Origin of the sequence: Azospirillum sp. TSH58 (assembly GCF_003119115.1) — a bacterium.
Lineage (GTDB): Bacteria > Pseudomonadota > Alphaproteobacteria > Azospirillales > Azospirillaceae > Azospirillum.
The window spans coordinates 1,906,744-1,931,467 of record NZ_CP022364.1; the positions used below are offsets into that span (position 1 = coordinate 1,906,744).

Here is a 24,724-nt window from a genome sequence, read left to right on the forward strand (position 1 = left end):
TCCATGAGCGAACCGTCCCCGCGCACCCGCCCCGACTCCCATTCCCACAACCGGGCCCACAACCGGGCCCACAACCGGGCCCGCAACCGGTCCCGCCACGCCGACCCGGCGATGGCGCCGCGCCTGCGCTGGTGGACCACGCTCGCGGTCGCCCTGTCGGTCGGGCTGCTCGGCTGGGCGGTGATGCCGCTGCTCGGGTTCGGCGGCCTGGCCCGCCTGCTGCCGGCGCTGTTCCTGCTCGGCCTGTGGTACGCGCTGAACCGGCACGAGGACGGCCGGCAGAGCGCCGCCAACGCCCGCTTCGTGGAGGCGCTGGCGGCGTCCCGCGATCCCGAGCTGAAGGCGTCGCTGGACGAGCTGGGCACGGTGCGCGAGCGGCTGGACGCGGTGATCGACCGGCTGAAGACGCAGCGCTTCGGCGCGCGCTGGGGCGGCCAGTATCTCTACCAGCTTCCCTGGTATCTGGTGATCGGCGCCCCCGGCTCGGGCAAGACCACCGCGCTGGCCAACGCCCGGCTGGGCGCGGCGCTGGGCGGCGGGCTGGACGGCATGCCGGTGCAGAATCTGGGCGGCACCCGCAATTGCGACTGGTGGTTCACCGACGAGGCGGTGCTGATCGACACGGCCGGCCGCTACACCACCCAGGACAGCCGCCGGGCCATCGACGGGCGCGTCTGGTCCGGCCTGCTCGACCTGCTGAAGGAGCACCGCCCGCGCCAGCCGGTGAACGGCGTTCTGCTGACCATCAGCCTGACCGACCTCGCCGGGTGGAGCGACGCGGAGCGGCACAACCACGCCATCACCATCCGCCAGCGGCTGGGCGAGCTGCGCGCCCATCTCGGCATCCGCGTGCCGGTCTATCTGCTGTGCACCAAGGCCGACCTCGTGGACGGCTTCACCACCTATTTCGACCCGCTGGACCGGGCGGAGCGCGCCCAGATCTGGGGCATCACCTTCCCGGTGGAAGATGTGCCGCCCGGCCCGCTGGCCAGCTTCCACGCGCAATACGCGGCCCTGCTGCGCCGGCTGGAGGAGCGGCTTCCCGAGCGGCTGCACCAGGAGCCGGACATCCAGCGGCGCGGCGACGCCTTCGCCTTCCCGCTGCGCATGGCGGCGTTCGAGGCGGCGCTGGCCGACCTCGTCGACACCGCCTTCACCGCCGAGGCGGAGGAGGCGGTGCCGCTGCTGCGCGGCATCTACCTGACCAGCGCCACCCAGCCCGGCGCCTCTGCGGAATCGCCGGCCCAGACCTTCTTCCTGGAACGGCTGCTGCCCGAGGTGGTCTTCCCTGAGGCCAACATGGTCGGGGTGGACCGCGCGCTGGAGCGGGCGCGGCGGCGGCGCCACGTCTGGGCGCTGGGCGGGACCGCGGCGGCGGGCCTGCTGCTCGGGCTGGCCGGGCTGAGCAGCCACCGCGCCAACGAGGCGCTGCTGGCGCGGGCGGAGGCCGCCGTGGCGGTGGCGGAGGAGCGGCTGCGCGTCCTCGACACCCCGCCGCGCTCGCTGACGCGGGTGGAGGATTCCGATTTCCTGGCCGTGCTGCCGGCGCTCGACGCGCTGCGCGCGCTGCCGGCCGGCTGGACCGAGCGGGCGGAGCGGCGGGCGTCCCTGCTCGGCTTCGGCCTGTCGCAGGGGGAGCGCGTCGGCCTTCCCGCCGAGGACGTCTACCGGCGCGCTCTGCGCAGCGTGTTCCTGTCGCGCATCGTGCTGCGGCTGGAGGAGCAGCTCCGCACCGGCTGGGCGCGGCCCGACCTGCTGCGGCAGAGCCTGCGCGCCTACGCGATGATCGGCGGGCGGGAGCCGCTGGACCCGGCGGTTCTGGCCGAATGGCTGGCCGCCGACTGGCAGCGCACGCTCCCCGGCCCGGCCCACGAGGCGGAGCGCCGGGCGCTCGGCGACCATCTGGCCGCGCTGGTCGAGGCCGGCTTCGCCCCGGTGCCGCCGGACGAGGCGCTGGTGTCCCGCGTCCTCGACGTGCTGGGCCAGCCGGCCGCTCCGATGCCCCGCGTTCCCAACAACGGCGGGGCGGGCTGATGAGCCCCGGTTTCGCGGTGGGCTTCCACGGGAAGGTGCCGGCGCGCGGCGATTTCGTGGGCTACGGCCTGCCGCGCGGCGTGCTGCTTCCCTGGGACGCCTGGCTGACGGAGGTCCTGGACGCGGCGGTGCGCCAGCTCGGCTCGCCCTGGGAGCGGCTGTTCCAGTCGGCCCCGGTCTGGCGCTTCGCCCTGTCGCCCGGCCTGTGCGGGGAGCCGCCGCTGGCCGGCATCATGATGCCCAGCGCCGACCGGGTGGGGCGGCAGTACCCCTTCACCATCGTCGGCACGCTGCCCTACGGCACCGACCTCGCGGTGGTGCCGGTGGCCTGCCTGCATTGGTTCACCCGCGCCGAATCCATCGCCGCCGACGCCTGCCGCGCCGGGGCCGACGTGGACGCGCTGCCGGCCCGCATGGCGATCCTGGGCCGCCCGGAACCCAACGGGGCCGACCCCACGGTCGCCACGGTGGTCGAGGAGCGGGTCGGCCCGCTGCCGCCCCGCGCCAGCCTGTGGTGGAGCCGCGGCGGCGGGCGGGTTCCGCCCTCGGTGCTGACCTGCTGCGGCCTGCCGCGCTCGACCCGCGCCGCCGCCTTCATCGATGGCGCCTGGGAGCGGCGGGGCTGGGACGATCTCGACGGGTAGGGGGCGGAGGAAAGCCTATCCTCCCAGATTGACGATCTCCACCCGCCGGTTCTCCGCGGCCTTCGGCTTTTTGGGCAGCAGCGGTTCCCGCGCGCCCATCCCGGCGGTGTCCAGCCGGTCGCGGCGCACGCCGTGCCGTTCCGCCAGATAATCCGCCACCGCCTCGGCCCGGCGCTGCGACAGCGTGAGGTTGGCGGCGTCGCCGCCCACCGCGTCGGTGTGGCCGACGATGCGGAAGCGGGCGGTGGCCGCCTCCGGCGCCGTCATCACCGCGCCGATGCGGTCGAGCACCGCCCGCGATTCCGGGCGGATGCGCGCCGAGTTGAAGTCGAAGCCGATCCGGAAGGCGGCGCGCAGCCCGGCCTTCAGCGCCGCGACGGGCGGGTCCGGCGGCGGTCCCGGCAGGGCGGGCACCGCCACCGGGGCGGGGGCCGATGCGGGAGCCGGGGCCGAGGGCGATGCTGGGGGCGATGCCGGGGGCGATGCCGGGGGCGATGCCGCCGCGACGGGCGGGGGCGGCGGGCGCTTCATCACGATGGGCGGGCAGCCGGGCCCGGCGGCGCCGAACAGGGCGGCCTGGATCTCGCACTCGCTGGGGTTGGGGCCGAGCGGGACGGCGGGCGGGGGCGCCGATTGCGCCAGGGCCGGACCCGCGGAAAGGGCCAGCCCGCCCCCCAAAAGCCCGCCCCCCAAAAGCCCGCCCCCCAAAAGCCCGAACGCCAAAACCCCGATTGTTGGGAACATCCGCATTTGCATGCCCGCATTGTCCCAGGCTTGGGGGCGGGCCGTCAAATTCCGCGTGGAACAGTCGTGCGTGCCTCTGTACGATCCCGGTCCGATCTTTCGTTTGCGGTATGCGGGAGGAAACAAGAATGAAGTCGATGAAGGCGCTGTTCGCCGGTCTGGCGCTGGCCGCCATGGTTCTGCCGGGCGTGGTCGCCAGCGGCGCCGCGGCGGCGGACTACAAGGCCGAATACAAGCTGTCCACCGTGCTGGGCAAGCCGTTCCCCTGGGGCATCGGCGGCGACCGCTGGGCCGAGCTGGTCAAGGAGAAGACCAACGGGCGCATCAATGTGAAGATGTATCCCGGCTCCGCCCTGGTGAACGGCGACCAGACCAAGGAATTCACCGCGCTGCGCCAGGGCGTGATCGACATGGCGGTGGGCTCGACCATCAACTGGTCGCCGCAGGTGAAGGAGCTGAACCTCTTCTCGCTGCCCTTCCTGATGCCCGACCACAAGGCGATGGACGCGCTGACCCAGGGACCGGTCGGCAAGCAGCTGTTCGACCTGCTCGCCACCAAGGACGTGGTGCCGCTGGCCTGGGGCGAGAACGGCTTCCGCGAGGTCTCCAACTCCAAGCACGCCATCACCAAGCCGGAGGACCTGAAGGGCCTGAAGATCCGCGTCGTCGGCTCGCCGCTCTACCTCGACACCTTCACCGCGCTGGGCGCCAACCCGACGCAGATGAGCTGGGCCGACGCGCAGCCCGCCCTGTCCACCGGCGCCGTCGACGGGCAGGAGAACCCCGTCGCGGTCTTCACCGCCGCCAAGCTGCCGACGCTCGGCCAGAAGCACCTGACCCTGTGGGGTTACGTCGCCGACCCGCTGATCTTCGTGGTCAACAAGGAGGTCTGGAACAGCTGGTCCAAGGAGGATCAGGAGGCGGTGCGCGCCGCCGCCGTCCAGGCCGCCGCGGAGGAGGTCGCCATCGCCCGCAAGGGCATCACCGCCCAGGACGACAGCCTGCTGAAGGAATTGGCCGGCCAGGGCGTGGCGGTCGTGCAACTGACGCCCGAGCAGCAGAAGGCCTTCCAGTCCGCCACCCGCGCCGTCTACGACAAGTGGGCCAAGACCATCGGCCCCGACCTCGTGAAGGCCGCCGAGACCTCGGTCGCCGGCCGCCAGTAAGCCCGCCCGGCGCCCGTCCGCTCCCGCTCCGGCGGCGGGCGGACGGGCGCCCGTTCCTTCCCCAGTCCGCTCCGGCCCGCCCGTCCCCGTCCAGAGACCCCGCTCATGACCGAAGACCCCGAACTGACGCGGCGCGAAGAGCCGCGCCCGCGCGTTCCCATCCGGATCGAGGAGGCGCTGGCGGCGCTGGCCATCGCGGCGATGGGGGCGATCACCTTCGCCAACGTGATCACGCGCTATCTGACCAACATCTCGCTCGCCTTCACGGAGGAATACGCCATCGCCCTGATGGTGGTGATGACCATGCTCGGCGCCTCGGTCGCGGTCGTGCGCAACCATCACATCCGCATCACCTATTTCGTGGACCGGCTGCGCCCGGTCATGCGCCGCCGGGCCGAGCTGTTCGCCATCGCCATCACGGCGCTGGTCTTCCTGGGGCTGGCCGTCTACGGCTCGCGGATGGTCTGGGACGAGTACCGGTTCGAGGAGACGTCGCCCGGCCTGGGCGTGCCGCAGTGGATCTACTCGATCTGGCTGCCGGTCCTGTCGGTGGTCATCGTGCTGCGGGCGCTGGGCCGCGGCATCCGCGTCGCGCGGGGGGACGAGCAATGACCACCGCGCTGCTGTTCGGCGGATTCTTCGCGCTGCTGATTGCCGGTGTGCCCATCGGCGCGGCGCTGGCGCTGGCCGGGGCCGTGGTGATCGGCGTCGCCGGCCTCGGCATCATGTCGCTGCCCACCACCGTCTACACCGGCATGGCGAAGTACCCGCTGCTCGCCATCCCCATGTTCGTCCTGACCGGCCTGATCTTCGAGCGGTCGGGCGTGGCGGAGCGGCTGGTGAAGTTCGCGCTGGCCGTGATCGGCAAGCGGCAGGGCGCCCTGCCGGCGGTCGCCATCATCGTGGCGATGTTCATGGGCGGCATTTCCGGCTCCGGCCCGGCGACCTCCGCCGCGGTGGGGGCGGTGATGACCGCGGCCATGCTGCGCGAGGGCTACCCGCGCGCCTTCACCGCCAGCGTCATCGGCGCGGCGGCGGCGACCGACATCCTGATCCCGCCCTCCATCGCCTTCATCATCTACAGCGTGATGGTGCCGCAGGCCTCGGTGCCCGCCCTGTTCGCGGCGGGCATGATCCCCGGCATCCTGGCCGGTCTGGCCCTGGTCATCCCGGCGGTCTGGATGTCGCGGCGCAACGGCTTCGGCGAGGTCGCGCGGGAAGGCGAGAAGCGCCCGTCGATCTGGAAGGCCTTCAAGGAGGCGATCTGGGGCCTGATGGCGCCGGTGGTCATCCTGGGCGGCATGCGCGCCGGCCTGTTCACCCCGACCGAGGCGGCGGTGGTGGCCGCGGTCTACGGCCTGTTCGTCGGCTTCTTCATCTACCGGACGCTGACCCTGCGCACGGTCTACGACGTGCTGGTGGAGTCGGCGGAGATCTCCGCGATCATCCTGATGGTGGTGGCCCTGGCCGGCGTCTTCGCCTGGGCGACCGGGACGCTGGGCGTCATCGACCCCATCGCCCGGGGGATCGTCGATCTCGGCATCGGGCAGTACGGCGTTCTCGCCCTGCTGATCGCGGCGCTGGTGGTGATCGGGATGTTCCTGGACGGGGTGTCCACCTTCCTGATCCTGCTGCCGATCCTGGTGCCCATCGCCAACCACTTCAATTGGGACCTGGTGTGGTTCGGCGTGATCCTGACCATGAAGCTGGCCATCGGCCAGTTCTCGCCGCCGATGGCCGTCAACCTGATGGTCACCTGCAAGATCGCCGGCACCACCATGGAGGCGACGGTGCGCTGGGTCGGCTGGCTGATCCTGGCCATGTTCCTGGCGCTGGCCGCGGTGGTGGTCTTCCCCGGTCTGGCGCTCTGGCTGCCGCGCAGCCTGGGCTACTGAGCGTGACGGACGCGGGGGCGCCTTCTGCGTCCCCGCCTCAGCCTTTCCGGCGGGTCGCCAACAGGATGCCCGCCGCGATCAGGCCGATGCCGGCGGCGTGGTAGAGGTGGGGCTGCTCGCCGAGGAACAGGATGGCGAGAATGCTCCCGAACACCGGCATCAGATGGATGCACATCCCCGCCGTGTTGGCGCCGACCAGGGCCACGGCGCGGTTGAAGCAGAGATAGGCGGCGATCGACGGGAACAACGCCACGTAGGCGACCGCCCCCAGCGCCGTCGGGGTGATCGGCATGGGGTTTCCGCCGATGCTTTCCCACAGGTAGAAGGGCAGCAGCATCGCCGCCCCGCCCGCGAAGGTGACGGCGATGAAGCTGAGGCCGTGCACCGTCGGGCGGCGGCGCAGCAGGGCGGTGTAGGCGGCGTAGCCGAGCACCGCCGCCAGCACCCACAAATCCCCGGCGTTGAGCTGCAGCCCGATCAGCACCGCCGGGTCGCCCCGCGCGATCAGCGTCAGGGCGCCGGCCAGCGACACGGCGATGCCCACCCCTTGCAGCGGGGTCACGCGGTCGCCGAACAGGGCCAGGCTCATCAGCACGATCAGCACCGGCATGGAGGACTGCATCATCACCGCGTTCAGCGCCGTGGTGGTGTGCAGCCCGACATAGAGGAAGGTGTTGAAGACGGCGATGCCCAGCGCCGACAGCAGCAGCACGACCGGCCATTGGGCGGCCAGCGCCCGCGCGTCGTGCCGCAGGTGCCGCCACGCGAAGGGCAGCACCAGCAGCATTCCCAGCGTCCAGCGCCAGAAGGCCAGCCCGACCGGCGGGACCTCGCCCGACACCGCGCGGCCCAGGACGGCGTTGCTGGCCCAGAACAGCGGCGGCAACATCATCAGGAGCCACGCCTGATCGAACAGACGGCGGCGGACGGGACTGGCGTTTTCGCTCACGGCTGGCGACTCATCGGTCTGGACGCGTCAAGGGAGGTTCCGCGGCTCAGCCGCGGCGGCGCGGGGAGGCGAAGGGCGAAAGCGGTCCATCGCCACGCGGACCGTCACCGCGCGGGCCATCCGACCGGAAGCTCTCGCTGCGGGAGAAACCCTCGCGGCGCGGGCGGTCGCCACGGGGACCATCACCACGGGGGCCGCGCCCCTCGCCACGGGGACCGTCGCCGCGGCCTTCGCGCGGCGGCTTCGGCGGCTGGCGCATCTCCACCTCCAGCTCGGCGATGCGCTTCATCAGCGCTTCACGGATCGCCGGGGCCGCGTGGGACTTCAGGGTGGCGAGCTGCTCCTTCAACTGCTGGAGCTGAAGCTGCTTCTGCTCCCGCGTGCGCTTGATGGCGACGTTGTCGGAATGCTGGCCGTCGAAGGCGCGCATGAAAAGGTCCTCGTTGCAGAAAATAAGACACCCGCCGTGGCGTCCCAGCGGACGCCCGGTCGGGGAGCGCGGAATATTGGAAAGGCACCGGCGCCAAAGCAAGCCGGGAGTTTGCTTTGCCTGTGCGATAAAGCGGTTGACGGCGCCGGCCCGGATCAATCCTTCCCCGATCCCTCCGTCGAGGGCCGCCGGTCGCGGAACAGCGCCGCCGCCTCGTCGAGATAGCGCGACAGGTCGGCGGCGGCCTCCTCCGGCCCGGTTCGCCGCGACCCTTGGACGCGGGCCTCCGCGGCGGCGGCGGCCAAGGCGGCGGGATCGGCGGCCAGAGCGGCCAGCCGCTCGACGAAAGCGCCATAGTCGGGATGGGTGAAGCGCGGGCCGACGACGCTGGCGACGTCGCCGCCGGGAAGCGACAGCGGCACCGCCCCGGCGGCCAGGGCCTCGGCGGCGCTGGCGCCCCCGCCGGTCCGCCGGGGATTCACATAGGCGTCGCAGACCGCCAGCAGGGCGCCGATGTCCGACACATAGCCCAGGCAGCGCAGCCGCCCGGCGTGGCGCGCGGCGGCCAGCCGCCGGGGCAGTGTGTCAGCCTGCCCGGCGAAGACGGCGACAGCGCGCGGCACCCGGTCGAGCAGAGCCTCCAGCATGGCGAGGAAGGCGCCGTCCGCCTCCGCGTCCAGCCGGTTGCCGACGACGGCGCAGACGAAGGCGCCCTCGTCGAGCCCGAAGGCGGCGCGCGCGGCGTCCGCCCGCGGCGCCGCACCGGCCAGCGAATGCAGGAAGCGGAAGGGCCGCCAGGACCGGGCCAGCGGCCCGTGAGCGGGGGCCGCGCCGCCGCCGAAATCCAGCACGATGTCGGCGAGCGACAGGGTGGCTCCGGTGGTGGTCGGGATGCACAGGGTGGGGCGCGCCCCGGCCATCAGGTCGGCCACGACGCACGACCCGCCGAGCGACAGCACCGCGTCGGGGTCAAGGGCTGCGATGGCCTTCAGGAACCAGGCGATCTTGCCGGGGCTGACGCAAGGCTCGACGGAGGACAGCATGCGAAAGGCGCGCCCATCCGCCTCGATTCTTTGATCTCCGGAGAAGGCGGGTTCCACCGACGCCGCGAAGGACGGCACGAACAGGCTGTGGACCTCCGCGGGCATGATGTTGGTGTTGAGGATCACCACCTCCCGCCCGCAGCGGTCCTCCAGGAGGGCGGCGTAGGACAGCAGGTCGCGCGACGGCTGGTGGCGCAGCGACAGGAACTGGTTGGTCACCAGCACGACCCGCCCGCTGTCCGCTCCCCCGGCCCGGCGGGCGGGCGGGACGATGGCCTGACGGCGGCGGATCTCGTCGAGGATGCGGCGGTAGAAGGGGAACTGCCGCTCCTCGAAAAAGCCGGGACGGCTCTCGGGGTTCATGCGCATCAGAAAGAGCTGGCGCCCGATGCCGGCGTGGATGTGCAGCAGTCCTTCCAGCCCGGATTGCGCGATGTTGCCCTCCACCGCGTCGAGCAGCTCGTCGTAATAGCGCAGGTCGCCCGAGACGGCGGCCATGACCGACAGCAGCAGGACGGTATCCGCTCCCCGCGACAGCCGGGGCAACTCGCGCGCCGCCCGCGCCCGCTCGGCCCTGGGCCGGTCGAGAAAGGCCGCGCAAAGGGTTTCGACGGCCTTCAGGTCCCGCCCGCTCGTCACAGGCCGGCGCAACACGGCGGCGAGGTCGGTGATGAGGGCGGTTGTGGGCGGTTGGGACATCGGCCTTGCTGGGAAAAGGGCGCGATGAAGTCATGCCACATATGGAAAGGCCCCGGAAGGCGTTACCTTCCAGGGCCTTAGAGTGGTGCCGCAGCAGGGATTTGAACCCCGGACCTACTGATTACGAATCAGTTGCTCTACCCCTGAGCTACTGCGGCGCCGACGTCGGTGCGTCGTGGGCGCGGAAATTAACCGGGGGGGCGGACCGGTGCAAGCGCTTTTTTGGGAGATGGATAAAATTATCCTTTCTGGCGGATGACGTCCAAAAAGGGGTCGGCATAACGCTCCAGCTTGCGGGCGCCGACGCCGGGCAGGCGGGCGAAAGCGGCGCGGTCCATCGGGCGCGTCGCGACCATCTCCAGAAGCGTGCTGTCGTGGAAGATCACGTAGGGCGGCACCCCCTGTGCGCGGGCCAGCTCGGTGCGGCAGTCCTTCAGCGCGTGCCACAGCGCGTCGTCGGCGGGCGACAGGGCGCCGCGCGCACCGGCCCGCGACACGCCCTCGCCGGACAGGCCGGCGGCCAAGCTGCTGGAGGAGGCGGAGCCGCCGCGGGAGACGTGGCGGCGCAGCGCGTCGTGGACGCCGCGGCGCTTCTCCACGACGGGGTCCTTGCGCAGCTTCACCGTCTGCTGGCCCTTGATGACCGGGATGCCGGCGTCGGTCAGGCGGAAGCCGCCGTAGCCCTCGAGGTCGACCGTCAGATAGCCGGCGGCGACGAGCTGGCGGTAGACCGACTGCCATTCCGCCTTCGACAGCTCCTTGCCGCAGCCGAAGGTCTTCAGCGCGTCGTGGGCCTGCTGCGCCACCTTTTCCGTGGCGTTGCCCAGCAGCACGTCGATCAGGTGCCCGGCGCCGTAGCGCTGGCCGGTGCGGTAGACCGCCGACAGGGCCTTCTGCGCGGCGACGGTGCCGTCCCAGGTCTCCACCGGCTCCAGGCAGGTGTCGCAGTTGCCGCAGGGCGCCTCCAGCGTCTCGCCGAAATAGTTCAGCAGCACCTTGCGGCGGCAGGCGGAGGTCTCGCAGAAGCCGAGCAGCGCCTCCAGCTTGGAACGCTCGACGCGGCGGTGGGAATCGCCGGCCTCCGACTGCTCCAGCATCTGGCGCAGGCCGACCACGTCGGCCATGCCGTAGCTCATCCAGGCGTCGGCGGGCAGACCGTCGCGACCGGCGCGGCCGGTTTCCTGATAATAGGCTTCCAGGCTCTTGGGCGGGTCGAGGTGGCAGACGAAGCGCACGTTCGGCTTGTCGATGCCCATGCCGAAGGCCACCGTCGCCACCATGACGATGCCCTCGCCCTTGATGAACAGGTCCTGGTTCGCCTCGCGCACCTCCGGCGGCAGGCCGGCGTGGTAGGGCAGCGCCTCCCGCCCCTGCTGGTTCAGCCAGTTGGCGGTGTCCTCCACCTTCGCCCGCGACATGCAATAGATGATGCCGGCGTCCTCGGGGTGGTTCTCCCGCAGGAAGGCCAGCATCTGCTGGCGCTCGCTCTTCTTCGGGACGACGCGGTAGGTGATGTTGGGCCGGTCGAAGCTGGACAGGAAGACGCGGGCCTCGGTCAGCCCCAGCTTGTCCTTGATCTCCGCGCGGGTCTGCGCGTCCGCCGTGGCGGTCAGCGCGACGCGCGGCACGGTCGGGTGCCGCTCGTGCAGGATGGAGAGCTGGAGATATTCGGGCCGGAAGTCGTGGCCCCACTGGCTGACGCAATGCGCCTCGTCCAGCGCGAAGAGGGCGAGCCGGGTGCGGTCCAGCAGGTCGAGGAAGCGCGGGGTGACCAGACGCTCCGGCGCCACGTAGACGAGATCGATCTCGCCGCGGACCATGGCCCGCTCCACCTCGCGCGCCTCGGCGGCGTCGAGGGAGGAGTTGAGGAAGGCCGCCCGAACGCCCAGCTCGCGCAGCGCCGTCACCTGATCCCGCATCAGCGCGATCAGCGGCGAGACCACCACCGTCACGCCGTCGCGCACCAGCGCCGGCACCTGATAGCACAGCGACTTGCCGCCGCCCGTGGGCATGAGGACGAGCGCGTCGCCGCCACGGATGACGTGGGCGATGATGTCGGCCTGCTGCCCGCGGAAGGCGGAATAGCCGAAGACCGACCGCAGCACCTCCAGGGCGGGGTTGCCGTCAGGGTCCTGGGCCGGCTCCGCCGGAGGGGCCTTGAAATTGAAGAGCGAGTCCACGCCGATGCGGTTCAGATGCGGGTCCGTCTCTGGACGATTCAGAATCTGGTGGTCGGGTCAAAATCTGGTGGCCAGGATGCGATCCCGAACACGACGGCTATGATGTGGCACAGATCGCCCGATTCGTGAAGACGCAATCCGGAATGGGTATGGGGACAAGGGTGGCGCATCGCGCGATGCGGGAAAATCTGTGGAGCGAATGCATCCGATCGTGTGTAAGGTGAAAACGGCGGGTGGAATCGGCCACCCGCCGTTTCAAAAGGAGAAAGAGGCATGCCCAAAATGCCCTTTTTCCTGGTGCTCCAGTGGCGGCGATGGCGGATCGAAATCCGCATCACCGTGCGCTAAGCACTAGGAGCGTGCCGGTGGGTGTTCACAGCACCTGCCGGCCACTCCCGACAAGGTAGCGCAATTCCTCGGCGTTGCAAATCCCCAACCGGCTACAACAGGTCGCGCAGCATCGCCACCAGCGGCACATCGGCGGGGGGCATGGGGTAGTCGCCCATGCGGTTCGGGTAGACCCAGGCGAGCTTTTGCCCCTCCCGTGCCGTCACGTCGCCTTCCCAGACGCGGCAGACGAACAGCGGCATCAGCAGGTGGAACGTTTCATAGCTGTGCGAGGCGAAGGTGAAGGGGGCGAGGCAACTCGCCGCCGTGTCGATGCCCAACTCCTCCTTCAGCTCGCGGACCAGGGCGGCCTCCGGGGTTTCGCCCGCGTCGACCTTGCCGCCGGGGAACTCCCAAAGCCCGGCCAGCGACTTGCCGGGTGGGCGCTGGGCCAGCAGGACGCGGCCGTCGGCGTCCACCAGGGCCACCGCGACGACCAGCAGGGTCGGCAGGGAACCGGGCGCCGGGGTGGAGGAGGGATCGAAGCAGGCCGGCATCAGGCGGTCTCCCGGGTAAGGAACCGCCAGCGTCCGGCGGTCAGTTCGTAATGGTCGGCAACGCCCTGCGGCGTGAAGCCGACTTTCTCCAGCACGCGGCGGGAGCGGTGGTTCTCCGGGGCGATCCGCGCCCACAGGCGGGGCAGGCCCAGCGCGAAGGCGGCGGGGACGACGGCCCGCAGCATCTCCGCGCCATAGCCGGCCCCCTGGTGCGGCCGGCCCAGCCAGTAGCCGACCTCGCCGTCCGCCAGGATCACGCCGATGCCGCCGACCGGTTGCCCATCGTCCTTAAGGACCGCCAGCAGGTCGAGCGACGCGCGCTCCGCCCGGTTGCGGGCGGCCAGGGCGACCCAGGCGCGCCCGTCCTCCGGGCCGTAGGGATGGGGCACGCGGGCGAGCCAGCGCGCCACCTCCCAGTCCCCGATCAGCGGCACGAAGCGCTCCACGTCCTCCGCGCGGAAGGGGCGGAGCGTCAGCCGCGCCGTGTCGAGGCGGTCGGGCAGGGGCGCGCCGGTCATGGCGTCAAGGCCGGTCTCAGCTGCGGTAGGAGCCGTTGATGTCGATGTAGCCGTGGGTCAGGTCGCAGGTCCAGACGCGGGCCTTGCCGGTGCCGATGCCCAGGTCGATGTGCACGTCGATCTCCTGGCCCTTCATGTGGGCGGCGACCGGCGCCTCGTCGTAGCCCGGAACCTCCATGCCCTCGGCGCAGATCAGCGTGCCGCCGATGGTGATCTTGATGAGGTCGCGGTCGGCCCGCTCGCCGGCCCGCCCGATGGCGGCGACGATGCGGCCCCAGTTGGCGTCCTCGCCGGCCAGCGCGGTCTTGACCAGCGGGGAATTGGCGACGGTGAGCGCGATGCGCTTGGCGGCGGCGTCGCTCTCGGCGCCGACCAGCGTGATGGAGACGAACTTGGTCGCCCCCTCGCCGTCGCGCACGATCTGCAGCGCGAGGTCGAGCATCACCTCCTCCAGCGCCTTGCGGAAGTCGGCCAGCTCCGGCGCCTTGGCGTCGGTCACCGGAGCGTTGCCGGCCTTGCCGGTGGCGAACAGCAGCAGCGTGTCGCTGGTCGAGGTGTCGCCGTCCACGGTGATGGCGTTGAAGCTGCGCTCGGTGAACTCCGACAGCATGGACTGCAGCGCCGGGGCGGCGATGGCCGCGTCGGTGAAGAGGAAGCCCAGCATGGTCGCCATGTCCGGGGCGATCATGCCGGAGCCCTTGGCGAAGCCGCTGATCGTCACCGTCGTCCCGCCGATGGCGACCTGACGGGTCGAGCCCTTGGCGAAGGTGTCGGTGGTCATGATGGCCCGCGCCCCGGCCTCCAGCGCCGCCGAGTCGGCCTTCAGCGCCGGGACCATGCCCGGCAGCACCTTGGCGATGGCGTCGGCGGCCAGCGGGATGCCGATCACGCCGGTGGAGGCGACATAGACCTCGTCGGTGGCGCAGCCGGCGATCGCGGCCGCGGCCTCGACCGTCGCCTTGACGGTGGCGTCGCCGGCCTTGCCGGTGAAGGCGTTGGCGTTGCCGGCGTTGACCACGACCGCGCGGGCCGAGCCGCGGGGCAGGCTGTCGCGGCACCAGATCACCGGGGCGGAGCAGGTCAGGGACTTGGTCAGCACGCCGGCCACCGTCGTGCCCTCGTCGAGCACGGCCAGCATCAGGTCGTCGCGGCCCTTGTATCGGATGCCGCTGTTGGCGGTGGCGATGCGCACGCCCGCCACGGGCGGGAGCGTCGGGAAGCCGGCGGGTGCCAAGGGGGAGACGGTCGTGGCCATGGGGACGGGCTCTTGGGGCTGGTGTGCGGGGGTGGGGGTGTTGGAGTGTGGGCGCTTGCCCCCTCCCTGACCCTCCCCCGCTGACGCAGGGGAGGGGATTGGCTCCCTCCCCTGCGTCAGCGGGGGAGGGCCGGGGTGGGGGCAAGCGTTGCCGGACCTCAGTTCTTCTTCGGCTCTTCCGCCTTCGGGGCATCCGTGGCCGGGGCCGGCTCTTCCTTCGGCATCGGCGAGCCGTCGAGCTGGAAGGTCTCGACCTTGGCGACCTTGCGCAGATCGTCGACGACGTTGGTCACGATGTCCTTGCTCAGCTGCTGCTCAAGCTGCGGCTTCACCTCGTCCAGGGTCGGCTGCGGCTGGGTGCGCTTGTCCTCGACCTTGATGATGTGCCAGCCGAACTGCGTCTTCACCGGCTCCTTGCTCACCTCGCCCTTCTTCATGGCGAAGGCGGCGTCGGCGAAGGGCTCGACCATCGTGTCCTTGGTGAAGTAGCCGAGATCGCCGCCCTGCTCGGCGGCCACCGGGTCCTTCGACTTCTCCTTGGCCAGCTTGGCGAAGTCGCCGCCCTTCTTGAGCTGGGCGATGATCGCCTTGGCCTCGTCCTCCTTCTCGACGAGGATGTGGCTGGCCTTGACCTCTTCCTGGGCCGGATTCTGCTTCAGGAAGGCCTGATAGGCCTCGTCCAGCTTGGCCGGGGTGATGCGCGACTGCACTTCCTTCTGGATGTAGGCGCGCTGCACCGCGCGCTCCTCGGCGCGCTTGATCTCGTCCTTGACCTCCGGGGTGCCGGCGAGGTTGGCCTTGTAGCCGGCCTCCGCCACCAGCTTGGAATTGACGAGCTGTTCGATCACCGCCGGGTAGATCATCTCCAGCGGCATCTGCTGCACCTGCGGCGGAAGCTGGGCGACCATGCGCTGGACGTCGGAGCGGTGGACCGCCTCGCCGTTGACGCGCGCCACCACCGGATCGGCGTCCGCCGGGGCGGGAGCGGCCGAGGCCGCGGGGGCGGCCGGAGCGGCGGGAGCCGGAGTCTGGGCGTGTGCGGCCAGCGCGAGGCCGCAGGCGGCCATCGACAGCAGGGCGGCGCGGAACACTCGATTCACCATGGAGTCTTTTCCTTCCGGCGGATGTGTCTTGTCACGGTCAATGGCATGACAGGCAAGGGGGCATGACAGGCAAGGGTGTGACAGAACGTCTTATGATTGGCGGCGGCAGTTGATTGGCGGCGGCTGTGCGGACGATCCGGCCCCGCGCCCGAATCCGCGGGGGATTAAGCATGGGTTCGCGGCGCGGGGCAAGCGGTCGTGATGCGCGGCCGTGACGCCTTGCTTCGGCCCCTTGCTTCAATCGTGTTCAAGGCGATATGGCGGCGGAACGGTGGTGCTTCCAGGGCGCGCCACACGCCGATCCACGCCCCATGCAGGGCCGGCACCCCCGCGATGCACCCCTCAAAGGGCCGGGCAAAGGGGCGGGTCTCGTTGACAGAAACTTGCTTCGGGCCTATGTGAGACCGGTCAAAAAGCCGGCTTCACGACGTTCCACCCCCGAGGTTTTCATGTTCGGTGCTCTCGCCCGCAAGATTTTCGGCACCGCCAACACGCGCACCGTCAAGGCGCTGCAAAAATCCGTCCAGCAGATCAACGCGCTGGAGCCCGAGTTGGCGGCGCTCTCCGACGACGCGCTGCGCGCCCGCACCGATTGGCTGCGCGGCCGGCTGTCGCAGGGCGAGACGCTCGACGCCATCCTGCCCGACGCCTTCGCCACCGTGCGCGAGGCGGGCAAGCGCGTGCTGGGGCAGCGGCACTACGACGTGCAGCTGATGGGCGGCATGGTCCTGCATCAGGGCAAGATCACCGAGATGCGCACCGGCGAAGGCAAGACGCTGGTCGCGACGCTGGCCGTCTATCTGAACGCGCTGGAAGGCAAGGGCGTCCACGTCGTCACCGTGAACGACTATCTGGCCTCGCGCGACAGCGCCTGGATGGGCCGCATCTACGGCTTCCTCGGCCTGACCACCGGCTGCATCGTGCACGGGCTGGACGACGATGAGCGCCGCGCCGCCTACGCCGCCGACATCACCTACGGCACGAACAACGAATTCGGCTTCGACTATCTGCGCGACAACATGAAGTTCCGCCTGGAGGACATGGTCCAGCGGCCCTTCAACTTCGCCATCGTGGATGAGGTCGACTCGATCCTGATCGACGAGGCGCGCACCCCGCTGATCATCTCCGGCCCGTCGACCGATTCGTCGGAGATGTACGTGCAGGTGGACCGGCTGATCCCGCAGCTGACGCGGGACGACTATGAGTTGGACGAGAAGAACCGCACGGTCAGCCTGTCCGAGGCCGGGCAGGAGCACATGGAGCAGCTTCTGGCCGAGGCCGGGCTGCTGAAGTCGGGCGGGCTCTACGACATCCAGAACGTGGCGCTGGTCCATCACGCCCAGCAGGCGCTGCGCGCCTACACGCTGTTCCAGCGCGACAAGGACTACATCGTCAAGGACGACAAGGTCATCATCATCGACGAGTTCACCGGCCGCATGATGGAGGGCCGCCGCTATTCGGAAGGCCTGCACCAGGCGCTGGAGGCCAAGGAGAAGGTGACGATCCAGCGCGAGAACCAGACGCTCGCCTCCATCACCTTCCAGAACTACTTCCGCATCTACCCGAAGCTGGCCGGCATGACCGGCACGGCGATGACTGAGGCGGCGGAGTTCGCGGAGATCTACGGCCTGGAGGTCGTGGACATGCCGACCAACGTGCCGGTCCAGCGCAAGGACATGGACGACGAGGTCTACCGCAAGGCGTCGGAGAAGTACGACGCGATCATCGACCTGATCGAGGACGCCCGCAAGCGCCAGCAGCCGGTGCTGGTCGGCACCACCTCCATCGAGAAGTCCGAGCTGATCGCCGAGCTGCTGAAGAAGCGCGGCATCCCGCACAACGTGCTGAACGCCCGCCACCACGAGCAGGAAGCCTACATCGTCGCCCAGGCGGGCCGTCCGGGCGCCGTCACGGTCGCCACCAACATGGCCGGCCGCGGCACCGACATCCAGCTCGGCGGCAACGTCGAGATGCGCATCCAGATGGAGCTGGCCAACCTGCCGGACGGGCCGGAGCGCGACGCCAGGATCAAGCAGATCGAGGCCGAGGTGGCCGAGGCGCGCGAACTGGTCAAGCAGGCCGGCGGCCTCTACGTCGTCGGCACGGAGCGGCACGAGAGCCGCCGCATCGACAACCAGCTGCGCGGCCGTTCGGGCCGCCAGGGCGATCCGGGCGCGTCGAAGTTCTTCCTGTCGCTGGACGACGACCTGATGCGCATCTTCGGGTCGGAGCGCATGGACGGCATGCTCCAGCGCCTGGGCCTGAAGGAGGGGGAGGCGATCATCCACCCCTGGATCAACAAGGCGCTGGAGAAGGCCCAGACCAAGGTCGAGGCCCACCACTTCGAGGTCCGCAAGAACCTGCTCAAGTTCGACAACGTCATGAACGACCAGCGCAAGGTCGTCTATGAGCAGCGCCGCGAGATCATGGACACCGAGGACATCGCCGAGACCGTCCTGGAGATGCGCCATCAGGTCATCTCCAACATGGTCAACAAGGCGATCCCGCCGAACTCCTACTCCGAGGCCTGGGACATCGCCGGCCTGCACGAGGAGGTGAACCGTCTCCTGGGCATGGACCTGCCGGTCGCCGACTGGGCCAAGGAAGAAGGCATCGCCGAGCCGGAGATCGAGGAGCGCGTCCGCGAGGCCGCCGACCGCAAATACGCGGAGAAGGTGGAGACCTACGGCGCCGAAACGATGCGCCACGTGGAGAAGAGCCTGCTGCTGCAGATCCTCGACCAGGAATGGAAGGATCACCTGCTCCAGCTCGACCATCTCCGCCAGGGCATCTCCTTGCGCGCCTACGCCCAGAAGGACCCGCTGAACGAGTACAAGCGGGAAGCCTTCGAGCTGTTCGAGACCATGCTGTCGACCCTGCGCGAGCAGGTGACCGCCGTGCTGATGCATGTCGAGATCCGCATCGCCCCGCAGCCGGAGGAGCTGTACGCCCGTCCGCCGCAGGAGATGCATGAGGGCCGCGACGACCCGGCGCTGGCGATGGCCGAAGCGGGAGCCGGGGCCGCCCAGGGCTATCCGCCGGCCGACGCGCCGCTGCCCGCCGGCATGGTCCGCCGCGAGGCCGCCGCCTCGGTGGTGCCGGGCGCCGATCCCAACGCCTGGGCGAACACGCCGCGCAATTCGCCCTGCCCCTGCGGCTCGGGCCAGAAGTACAAGCACTGCCACGGCAAGGTCGCGTAAGCGCCGCCGCGAAGAACGCCGCCGGGGATGTTCCGGGAGGGGCCGGGCCGCAAGGTCCGGCCCTTTCCTTTTGCGCCCCCGGAAACTTCGGCTGGGCTTTAGCGTTCTAACGCGAAAAGCGGGAGCGCAGCCATGTTGCAGGAATTCAAGACCTTCATCAGCCGCGGCAACGTCGTGGAGCTGGCGGTCGGCATCATCATCGGCGCGGCCTTCACCGGCATCGTCAACTCGCTGGTCAGGGACGTGCTGATGCCGCCCATCGGCTGGGTCATGGGCGGGATCGATTTCTCCAACTACTTCCTGAACCTGTCCGGCGGCCATTACGAAAGCCTGTCCGCGGCGGAGGCGGCGGGGGCGGCGACCATCAACTACGGCCGCTTCATCAACGCGCTGATCAACTTCTTCATCGTGGCGGGGGCGCTGTTCCTCATCGTGCGGCAGGTCAACCGCCTGCATTTCCTCCAGGACTCCAAGCCGAAGGCGCCGCCCCGCCAGGAGGTTCTGCTGGAGGAGATCCGCGATGCGCTGCGCGCACGGCAGGCAACCGCTTCCGGGGACACGACACGACCGGGGGCGTGAAAGAATCTTCTTGGATTGTGCAGCGCAACCCATTATGTAAGGCGTCTTGATCGCTGGAGGCTCGCGCGTCTCTTGAGCGAGACGCGCTTTGATATTTCGGGATGGCCTTCCTTGGGACCCGGCCACCCGTAGCTTCGGACAGACGCCTCTCCCTCTTCCGACCTCCTCCCGGCGAAAACGCCGGCGTTCCACCGCTCACCATCCTGGTGCGGCGGCCGTGCGCCGTCATGGTCCTGAGGAAAGGTTACCCTACTTGTCGTCCATCGAAATGACCGCCGCCGACGCCCTCGTTGCCGAGACCTCTGTCACAGAGGCTGCCGTCGCCGACGCAACCGTGACCGACACCACTGAAACCGCTACCCCCAACGCTTTCGCCGGGCTGGGCGTCCACCCGCTGGTCGTGAAGGCGCTGGAGGCGTTCGAGTACAACGTCCCGACCCCGGTCCAGGCCGAGGCGATCCCGCCGGCCCTGGAAGGCCGCGACATCCTGGCGACCGCCGAGACGGGCACCGGCAAGACCGCCGCCTTCATGCTGCCGGCGCTGACCCGCACCATCGATCTGCCGCGCCTCGGCGTGGCCGCCCCGCGCGTGCTGGTGCTGGCCCCGACCCGCGAGCTGGCCAAGCAGGTCACCGACGCGGCGCGCAAGTACGCCAAGTTCATGAAGTACAACATCGTGGACGTGGTCGGCGGCATGCCCTACCGCGACCAGCTCCGCCTGCTGTCGCGCGCGGTCGATGTCATGGTCGCCACGCCGGGCCGTCTGCTCGACCATGTGTCGCGCAACCGCATCGACCTCAGCGCCGTCGAGGTGCTGATCCTGGACGAGGCGGACCGCATGCTGGACATGGGCTTCCTGGACGATGTGGAAACCATCGCCAAGTGCTGCCCGGACAGCCGCCAGACGCTGCTGTTCACCGCCACGCTGGACCGCCGCATGGCCCAGCTCGCCGGCAACCTGCTGCGCAACCCGGTGCGCGTCGCCGTGGAAAGCGCCACCACCTCGGTGAACGTCGAGCAGCGCCTGCACCATGCCGACGACATGGACCACAAGCGCCGCCTGCTGAAGCACTTCGCGGACCAGCCCGAGGTCGGCAAGGCGATCATCTTCGCCGCCACCAAGCGTGACGCCGACGCGCTGGCCGAGGAGCTGAGCGACGCCGGCCACGCCGCCGCCGCCCTGCACGGCGACATGGACCAGTTCAAGCGCAACCGCACGCTCCAGCGCCTGCGCACCGGTCAGGTCCGCCTGCTGGTGGCGACCGACGTGGCGGCGCGCGGCATCGACGTGCGCGACATCACCCACGTCATCAACTTCGACCTGCCGCGCTCGGCGGAGGACTATGTCCACCGCATCGGCCGCACGGGCCGTGCGGGCGCCTCGGGCGTGGCGATCTCCTTCGCCGCCCGCGCCGACCGCGACGCCCTGTTCCGGATCGAGCGCTACACCGGCACCCGCCTCGACATCCACGTCGTTCCGGGTCTGGAACCGCAGCGTCCGTTCCAGACCGGCGGCGGCGGCCGTCCGGCGGGCCGTCCGGGTGGTCGTCCGGGCGGCGGCAACGGCGGCGGCTACAACAAGAAGCCGTGGGTGCGCAACGCCGGCGGCGCCGAGGGCGCCAAGCCGAACGGTGGCCCGGGTGGCCGTCCGCAGGGCCGTCCGGCGAACCGGAACGAGCCGGCCCGCAGCGAGCACGGCGGCCACGCCCGCCGCGACTCCCAGGGCGGCAAGCCGGCGCACCGGGCGTCCAAGTGGTAACAGCGGTTCGCCGCTGACATGAAAAAGGCGCGGTCCTTCGGGACCGCGCCTTTTTTCTTGGCCAAGCTGGAGGGTGGCGAGCAAGAATTTTCACGGATTTCACGGATCGACGCACGGATTTCACGGATTTTTTTTAATAATAAATATCGGAAACCTGTTTCTCTTGCGCGAGGCAACAGGGGTGGCGGTCCGAGGATAAATAAAAATCCGTGTAATCGTCCGTGCAATCCGTGTGAAGTCCTGTTCCGCGCTCCCGCGCTTCACATCCCCGCGATGCCCCACAACAGCAGCGCCACCAGCAACGCCAGGATCAACCCGGCCACGGCGTAGACCGCCAGCGCCCGCCCGATGTCGGCGGCGGTGGCCCGTGCGCGGCCCTCGCCGATCCAGGGTTCGGTGATGACCACGCCGCCGTCGCGATGCGGCCCGCCCAGCGCCAGACCCAGCGCGCCGGCCATCGCGGCGGTCGGCCAGCCCATGTTGAGGGAGGCCGCCTTGCCGCCGTCCCGCATCATCGTGCGGAAGGCGCCGCCGGCCCGCGCCCCGGCGAAGGGCGCGGCCAGCGCCAGGAGAACCGCGGCCAGCCGCGCCGGGATGGCGTTCAGCGCGTCGTCCAGCCGCGCCGCGGTCTGGCCGAAGCGCTCGTGCCGGACGCCCTGGTGGCCCAATGCGGTGTCGGCGCCGTCCACCACCGCCCAGACCAGCAGGCCGGGCACGCCCAGCAGGGCGTAGCCGAAGACCGGGGCCACCAGCTTGCGGGCGAAGCCCTTGGCGGCGGCCTCGATGGCGGCACGGGCGATGCCGTGCTCGTCCAGGCTGAGGGCATGGCGGCGGGTGAGGGGGGCGACGGCGTCCCGCGCCGGGGCGACGCCGCCCTTGTCCAACGCGCGGCGCACCGCCCGCACCCGCGCCCAGGCGCTCCGCCCGCGCAGCGCGGCGAGGATCACCGCCAGTTCCAGCAGCCAGCCGCGGCTCTGCGCGCCGATCCGCTCGACGATCAGGCCGACGGCGACGGCGGTCAGCACGAGCGCCAGCACGACCAGCGCGCCGCGCAGCAGGCGGGCGGTCTTGCCGCGCTCCACCCGGTTCAGCCGCCGGTCGGCCCAGGCACAGACGCGTTGCGCCAGCGCCGCCGGGTCGGGCAGGACGCGCCCGATCCAGTCGCCCGCGGCGGCGTCGATGGCCAGGGCCAGCAGCAGCAGGAACAGCGGCCCCGGACCGTTCAGGGGGGCGGCGCCGAGGACGGAGGTGAGCAGGGCGTCGCCCATCGCGGCCTCAGCGCGCTCCGGCCTGGCGCAGCAGGTTCGCCACGCGGGCGTTGCGGCTGTCCTGCGCCCAGCTCAGCGTCGTGCGGCCCGTGAAGTCGGAGCGGTCGGCCTGCGCCCCGGCCTTCAGCAGCCGCTCCACCAGATCGACGCGCCCGAAGCGCGCCGCGGTCATCAGCGGGGTGACGCCCTGGCGGTTGTCCTGGTCGACCTTGGCGCCCTTGGCGAGCAGGAGATCCACCGCCTCCGGCGCGTCGGCCTCCACCGCGTAGTGCAGCGGGGTGTTGCCCGCCTTGTCGGCGCGGTTGGGGTTGGCCCCGCCATCCAGCAGAAGCCGCACCAGTTCCGGATGGCCGTTGCCGATGGCCACCAGCAGCACGGGCCGCCCGCTGGCGTCGACCTGATTCGGGTTTTCCCCCTTCAGCAGCAGCAGCCGCAGCGCGCTGGCGTCGTTCGACGTCACCGCCTTGACCATGGAGGGGCCTTCCAGAAGGTTGATCTGGGCCAGGGCCGGAGCGGCGGCGGGGGCGGTCAGGCCGAGGGCCAGCAGACTGAGCAACAGCAGCCGTTTCATGGCGCGTCCTTTTGTGCGATCCGTGTGGGTGATCCGTCTTTCGGCCGGGGATACTATCCAGTTTGGCCCGGTTTGGCGACGGCGACCCGCTGCAATGGAGCCGCCCATGGTCCGCAACCCGCTCGCCCGCCACATCGCGCTGTTCCTGGCGGTGAAGGCCGCGCTGATCGCGCTGGGGCTGTGGTGGTTCCTCGGCACCATGCCGGAGCCGCGGGGCGCGGTGACGCCGCCCGCCGCCGCGGGAAAGCCCTGACGCCGCCGGGTCTGCGGACGGGAACCTCCGCTCGGCGCCCATGGTTGAACAGCGACCGGGAAGCGCAACAGGGGAAGACCGCCATGACCTTCGAAAGTGATGTGAACGCGAACCGCTCCGGCGGCCATCTGCGCGGCGCCGTGCGCGAGGCCGTGGGCATCTTCGCCAGCCGCGACGCCCTGCAGAAGGCCGTCGACGAGTTGACCCTCGCCGGCTTCCAGCGCCATGAGCTGAGCGTCCTTGCCAACGACGAGACCATCCGCGACCATCTCGGCCATGTGCCGCAGCGGGCGGAGGACATCGCCCACGACCCGGACGCGCCGCGCCAGTCCTACGTCTCGCCGGAGGATGTCGGCAGCGTGAAGGGCGTGGCGGTCGGTTTCCCGGCCTATGTCGGGGCGATCCTGGCGACCGGCGCGGTCCTGGCGACCGGCGGCACGGCCCTGGCGGCGGCGGCGGCCGCGGCGGCGGCGGGGGTGGGCGGCGGCGCCATGGGCTCGGTCATGTCGAGCTGGCTGACCGACAAGCGCAACGAGCCGATGCTCCAGCACCTCGACAAGGGCGGCATCCTGCTCTGGGTCAATCTGGCCGACGCCGGGCGGGAGCAGCAGGCGGTGGAGATCATGAACCGCCACGCCTCCCAGCCGGTGGAGGTGCACGAGGTGCCGCAGTCCGGCTCCGAAGGGTGAGCGGGGAGGCGTCCGGGCTCCGTTGACTCAGGTCATGGCCTTCGCGGCGGGCATCTTCTATACACGGGCGGTCTTCCAACCGGAGGTCCGCCTTGGACGCCCATTCGGCCCTGTCGCTTCTCGAAGCCGGCTTGAACCAGTGCGCCGTCGTCATCGACCGTGACGGCGGGCTTCTGGTGGCGCTGCTGACCGCGGGGCTGGTCGGGGGATCGACCCATTGCGCGGGCATGTGCGGTCCCTTCGTCCTGGCCCAGGTCACCGCCCGGCTGGAGCAGGTCCCGGCCTCGCGGATGAGCGAGTTCCACCGGCTGGCCGGGGCGGCGGTGCTGCCCTACCATCTGGGGCGCGGCACGACCTACACGCTGATCGGCGCGGCGGCGGCGGCGGTCGCCGGCCATGTCGGGGCGCTGCCGGGGTTGAAATGGCTGTCGGTGGCGCTGCTGGCCTTCGCGGCGCTGTTCTTCCTCGGTTACGCGGTGAAGGGGCTGAGCGCCTGGGTGCCGAAGCTCGACGGCGCGGTGCAGCGCTGGTGGGGCGACCGGGTGTCGAGGCTGGCCCGCCCCCTGTTCGGCGACCCCACGGGCTGGCGCGGCTACGCCCTGGGGCTGGCGCTCGGCTTCATTCCCTGCGGTCTTCTCTACGGGGCGGTGGCGGTGGCCGCGGCCAGCGGCAGCGCGCTGACCGGGGCGCTGGGCATGGCGGCCTTCGCGCTGGGCACGCTGCCGAGCCTGCTGGCGGTCGGCCTCGCCGGGCATCTGGCGGGGCGCACCTGGCGCTCCGCGGTGGCGCGGGCGGCCCCGGTCATCATGGTGGTGAACGCCGGGGTCCTGGGCTGGATGGCGATCCGGATGATCGGGTGAA

General features: G+C 70.6%; 22 protein-coding genes and 1 tRNA gene. 11 read left to right on the plus strand and 12 right to left on the minus strand.

Going from position 1 to position 24,724, the window contains the following annotated elements; translation table 11 throughout:
• Positions 1–3: 3 nt before the first annotated feature.
• The gene (tssM, locus tag TSH58p_RS12525) at positions 4–2,034 is read left to right on the plus strand and encodes a type VI secretion system membrane subunit TssM (protein ID WP_247873939.1); all 2,031 of its coding nucleotides are present in this window, start codon (positions 4–6) and stop codon (positions 2,032–2,034) included.
• Entirely contained in the window at positions 2,034–2,678 is a 645-nt protein-coding gene (gene tagF, locus TSH58p_RS12530) for a type VI secretion system-associated protein TagF (RefSeq protein WP_109069257.1), read from the plus strand. Before tssM ends, tagF begins: the two co-directional genes overlap by 1 nt.
• Positions 2,679–2,693: 15 nt before the next feature.
• Here tagF and TSH58p_RS12535 read toward each other — a convergent pair whose 3' ends face one another.
• Positions 2,694–3,356, minus strand: a complete 663-nt coding sequence (locus TSH58p_RS12535) for an OmpA family protein (protein WP_247895497.1) — start codon at positions 3,354–3,356, stop codon at positions 2,694–2,696.
• Positions 3,357–3,550: 194 nt separating this feature from the next.
• Between TSH58p_RS12535 and TSH58p_RS12540 the strand changes: the two genes are divergently transcribed.
• The 3 genes from TSH58p_RS12540 to TSH58p_RS12550 all read left to right on the plus strand — a co-directional run bounded on the left by TSH58p_RS12540 (position 3,551) and on the right by TSH58p_RS12550 (position 6,483).
• Complete coding sequence (locus TSH58p_RS12540) at positions 3,551–4,588, plus strand: DctP family TRAP transporter solute-binding subunit (RefSeq protein WP_162600037.1); 1,038 nt, start codon at positions 3,551–3,553, stop codon at positions 4,586–4,588.
• Positions 4,589–4,693: 105 nt separating this feature from the next.
• A complete protein-coding gene (locus TSH58p_RS12545; RefSeq protein WP_109469226.1) occupies positions 4,694–5,200 on the plus strand; it encodes a TRAP transporter small permease in 507 nt (168 codons plus the stop codon).
• On the plus strand, positions 5,197–6,483 hold the full coding sequence (locus tag TSH58p_RS12550; RefSeq protein ID WP_109469227.1) for a TRAP transporter large permease: 1,287 nt from the start codon (positions 5,197–5,199) through the stop codon (positions 6,481–6,483). Before TSH58p_RS12545 ends, TSH58p_RS12550 begins: the two co-directional genes overlap by 4 nt.
• Before the next feature lie 37 nt (positions 6,484–6,520).
• On the opposite strand, the gene TSH58p_RS12555 is transcribed toward TSH58p_RS12550, so the two are convergent.
• The 9 genes from TSH58p_RS12555 to TSH58p_RS12595 all read right to left on the minus strand — a co-directional run bounded on the left by TSH58p_RS12555 (position 6,521) and on the right by TSH58p_RS12595 (position 15,544).
• A complete protein-coding gene (locus tag TSH58p_RS12555) occupies positions 6,521–7,432 on the minus strand; it encodes a DMT family transporter (protein WP_109469228.1) in 912 nt (303 codons plus the stop codon).
• 46 nt (positions 7,433–7,478) lie between these two features.
• A complete protein-coding gene (locus tag TSH58p_RS12560; RefSeq protein WP_109469229.1) occupies positions 7,479–7,862 on the minus strand; it encodes a hypothetical protein in 384 nt (127 codons plus the stop codon).
• A gap of 155 nt (positions 7,863–8,017) precedes the next feature.
• The gene (locus tag TSH58p_RS12565; RefSeq protein ID WP_109469230.1) at positions 8,018–9,604 is read right to left on the minus strand and encodes a glycosyltransferase; all 1,587 of its coding nucleotides are present in this window, start codon (positions 9,602–9,604) and stop codon (positions 8,018–8,020) included.
• An 83-nt stretch (positions 9,605–9,687) separates the two neighbouring features.
• Positions 9,688–9,762: transfer RNA gene (locus tag TSH58p_RS12570), tRNA-Thr, on the minus strand.
• An 81-nt stretch (positions 9,763–9,843) separates the two neighbouring features.
• Positions 9,844–11,784: a DNA helicase RecQ gene (gene recQ / locus TSH58p_RS12575; RefSeq protein ID WP_109469231.1), complete on the minus strand. Its 1,941-nt coding sequence runs from the start codon at positions 11,782–11,784 to the stop codon at positions 9,844–9,846.
• A 440-nt stretch (positions 11,785–12,224) separates the two neighbouring features.
• Entirely contained in the window at positions 12,225–12,668 is a 444-nt protein-coding gene (locus tag TSH58p_RS12580) for a (deoxy)nucleoside triphosphate pyrophosphohydrolase (RefSeq protein WP_109070640.1), read from the minus strand.
• Positions 12,668–13,186 (minus strand): GNAT family N-acetyltransferase, encoded by a 519-nt coding sequence (locus TSH58p_RS12585; RefSeq protein ID WP_109070641.1) that lies wholly within the window; start codon positions 13,184–13,186, stop codon positions 12,668–12,670. Before TSH58p_RS12585 ends, TSH58p_RS12580 begins: the two co-directional genes overlap by 1 nt.
• A 16-nt stretch (positions 13,187–13,202) precedes the next feature.
• The gene (gene argJ / locus TSH58p_RS12590) at positions 13,203–14,441 is read right to left on the minus strand and encodes a bifunctional glutamate N-acetyltransferase/amino-acid acetyltransferase ArgJ (RefSeq protein WP_109070642.1); all 1,239 of its coding nucleotides are present in this window, start codon (positions 14,439–14,441) and stop codon (positions 13,203–13,205) included.
• A 158-nt stretch (positions 14,442–14,599) separates the two neighbouring features.
• Positions 14,600–15,544, minus strand: a complete 945-nt coding sequence (locus tag TSH58p_RS12595) for a peptidylprolyl isomerase (protein ID WP_109070643.1) — start codon at positions 15,542–15,544, stop codon at positions 14,600–14,602.
• Positions 15,545–15,993: 449 nt separating this feature from the next.
• On the opposite strand from TSH58p_RS12595, the gene secA reads away from it, so the two are divergent.
• The 3 genes from secA to TSH58p_RS12610 all read left to right on the plus strand — a co-directional run bounded on the left by secA (position 15,994) and on the right by TSH58p_RS12610 (position 21,082).
• Positions 15,994–18,744: a preprotein translocase subunit SecA gene (gene secA / locus TSH58p_RS12600; RefSeq protein ID WP_109070644.1), complete on the plus strand. Its 2,751-nt coding sequence runs from the start codon at positions 15,994–15,996 to the stop codon at positions 18,742–18,744.
• A 132-nt stretch (positions 18,745–18,876) separates the two neighbouring features.
• Positions 18,877–19,323 (plus strand): large conductance mechanosensitive channel protein MscL, encoded by a 447-nt coding sequence (gene mscL / locus TSH58p_RS12605; protein WP_109070645.1) that lies wholly within the window; start codon positions 18,877–18,879, stop codon positions 19,321–19,323.
• A 334-nt stretch (positions 19,324–19,657) separates the two neighbouring features.
• Complete coding sequence (locus TSH58p_RS12610; RefSeq protein WP_247874092.1) at positions 19,658–21,082, plus strand: DEAD/DEAH box helicase; 1,425 nt, start codon at positions 19,658–19,660, stop codon at positions 21,080–21,082.
• A 260-nt stretch (positions 21,083–21,342) separates the two neighbouring features.
• Here TSH58p_RS12610 and TSH58p_RS12615 read toward each other — a convergent pair whose 3' ends face one another.
• Both TSH58p_RS12615 and TSH58p_RS12620 read right to left on the minus strand, forming a co-directional pair.
• Positions 21,343–22,350, minus strand: coding sequence for a CobD/CbiB family cobalamin biosynthesis protein (locus TSH58p_RS12615; RefSeq protein ID WP_109070647.1), 1,008 nt, complete (start codon positions 22,348–22,350; stop codon positions 21,343–21,345).
• A 7-nt stretch (positions 22,351–22,357) separates the two neighbouring features.
• Positions 22,358–22,921 carry an ankyrin repeat domain-containing protein gene (locus tag TSH58p_RS12620; protein WP_109070648.1) on the minus strand — a complete coding sequence of 188 codons (564 nt, stop codon included), beginning with the start codon at positions 22,919–22,921 and terminating at the stop codon, positions 22,358–22,360.
• 106 nt (positions 22,922–23,027) lie between these two features.
• Between TSH58p_RS12620 and TSH58p_RS33620 the strand changes: the two genes are divergently transcribed.
• The 3 genes from TSH58p_RS33620 to TSH58p_RS12630 all read left to right on the plus strand — a co-directional run bounded on the left by TSH58p_RS33620 (position 23,028) and on the right by TSH58p_RS12630 (position 24,723).
• Entirely contained in the window at positions 23,028–23,174 is a 147-nt protein-coding gene (locus TSH58p_RS33620) for a hypothetical protein (RefSeq protein ID WP_199230150.1), read from the plus strand.
• A gap of 83 nt (positions 23,175–23,257) precedes the next feature.
• Positions 23,258–23,863: a general stress protein gene (locus TSH58p_RS12625; protein WP_109070649.1), complete on the plus strand. Its 606-nt coding sequence runs from the start codon at positions 23,258–23,260 to the stop codon at positions 23,861–23,863.
• Positions 23,864–23,955: 92 nt separating this feature from the next.
• Positions 23,956–24,723, plus strand: a complete 768-nt coding sequence (locus TSH58p_RS12630) for a sulfite exporter TauE/SafE family protein (protein WP_109070650.1) — start codon at positions 23,956–23,958, stop codon at positions 24,721–24,723.
• The last annotated feature ends 1 nt before the right edge of the window (position 24,724 follow it).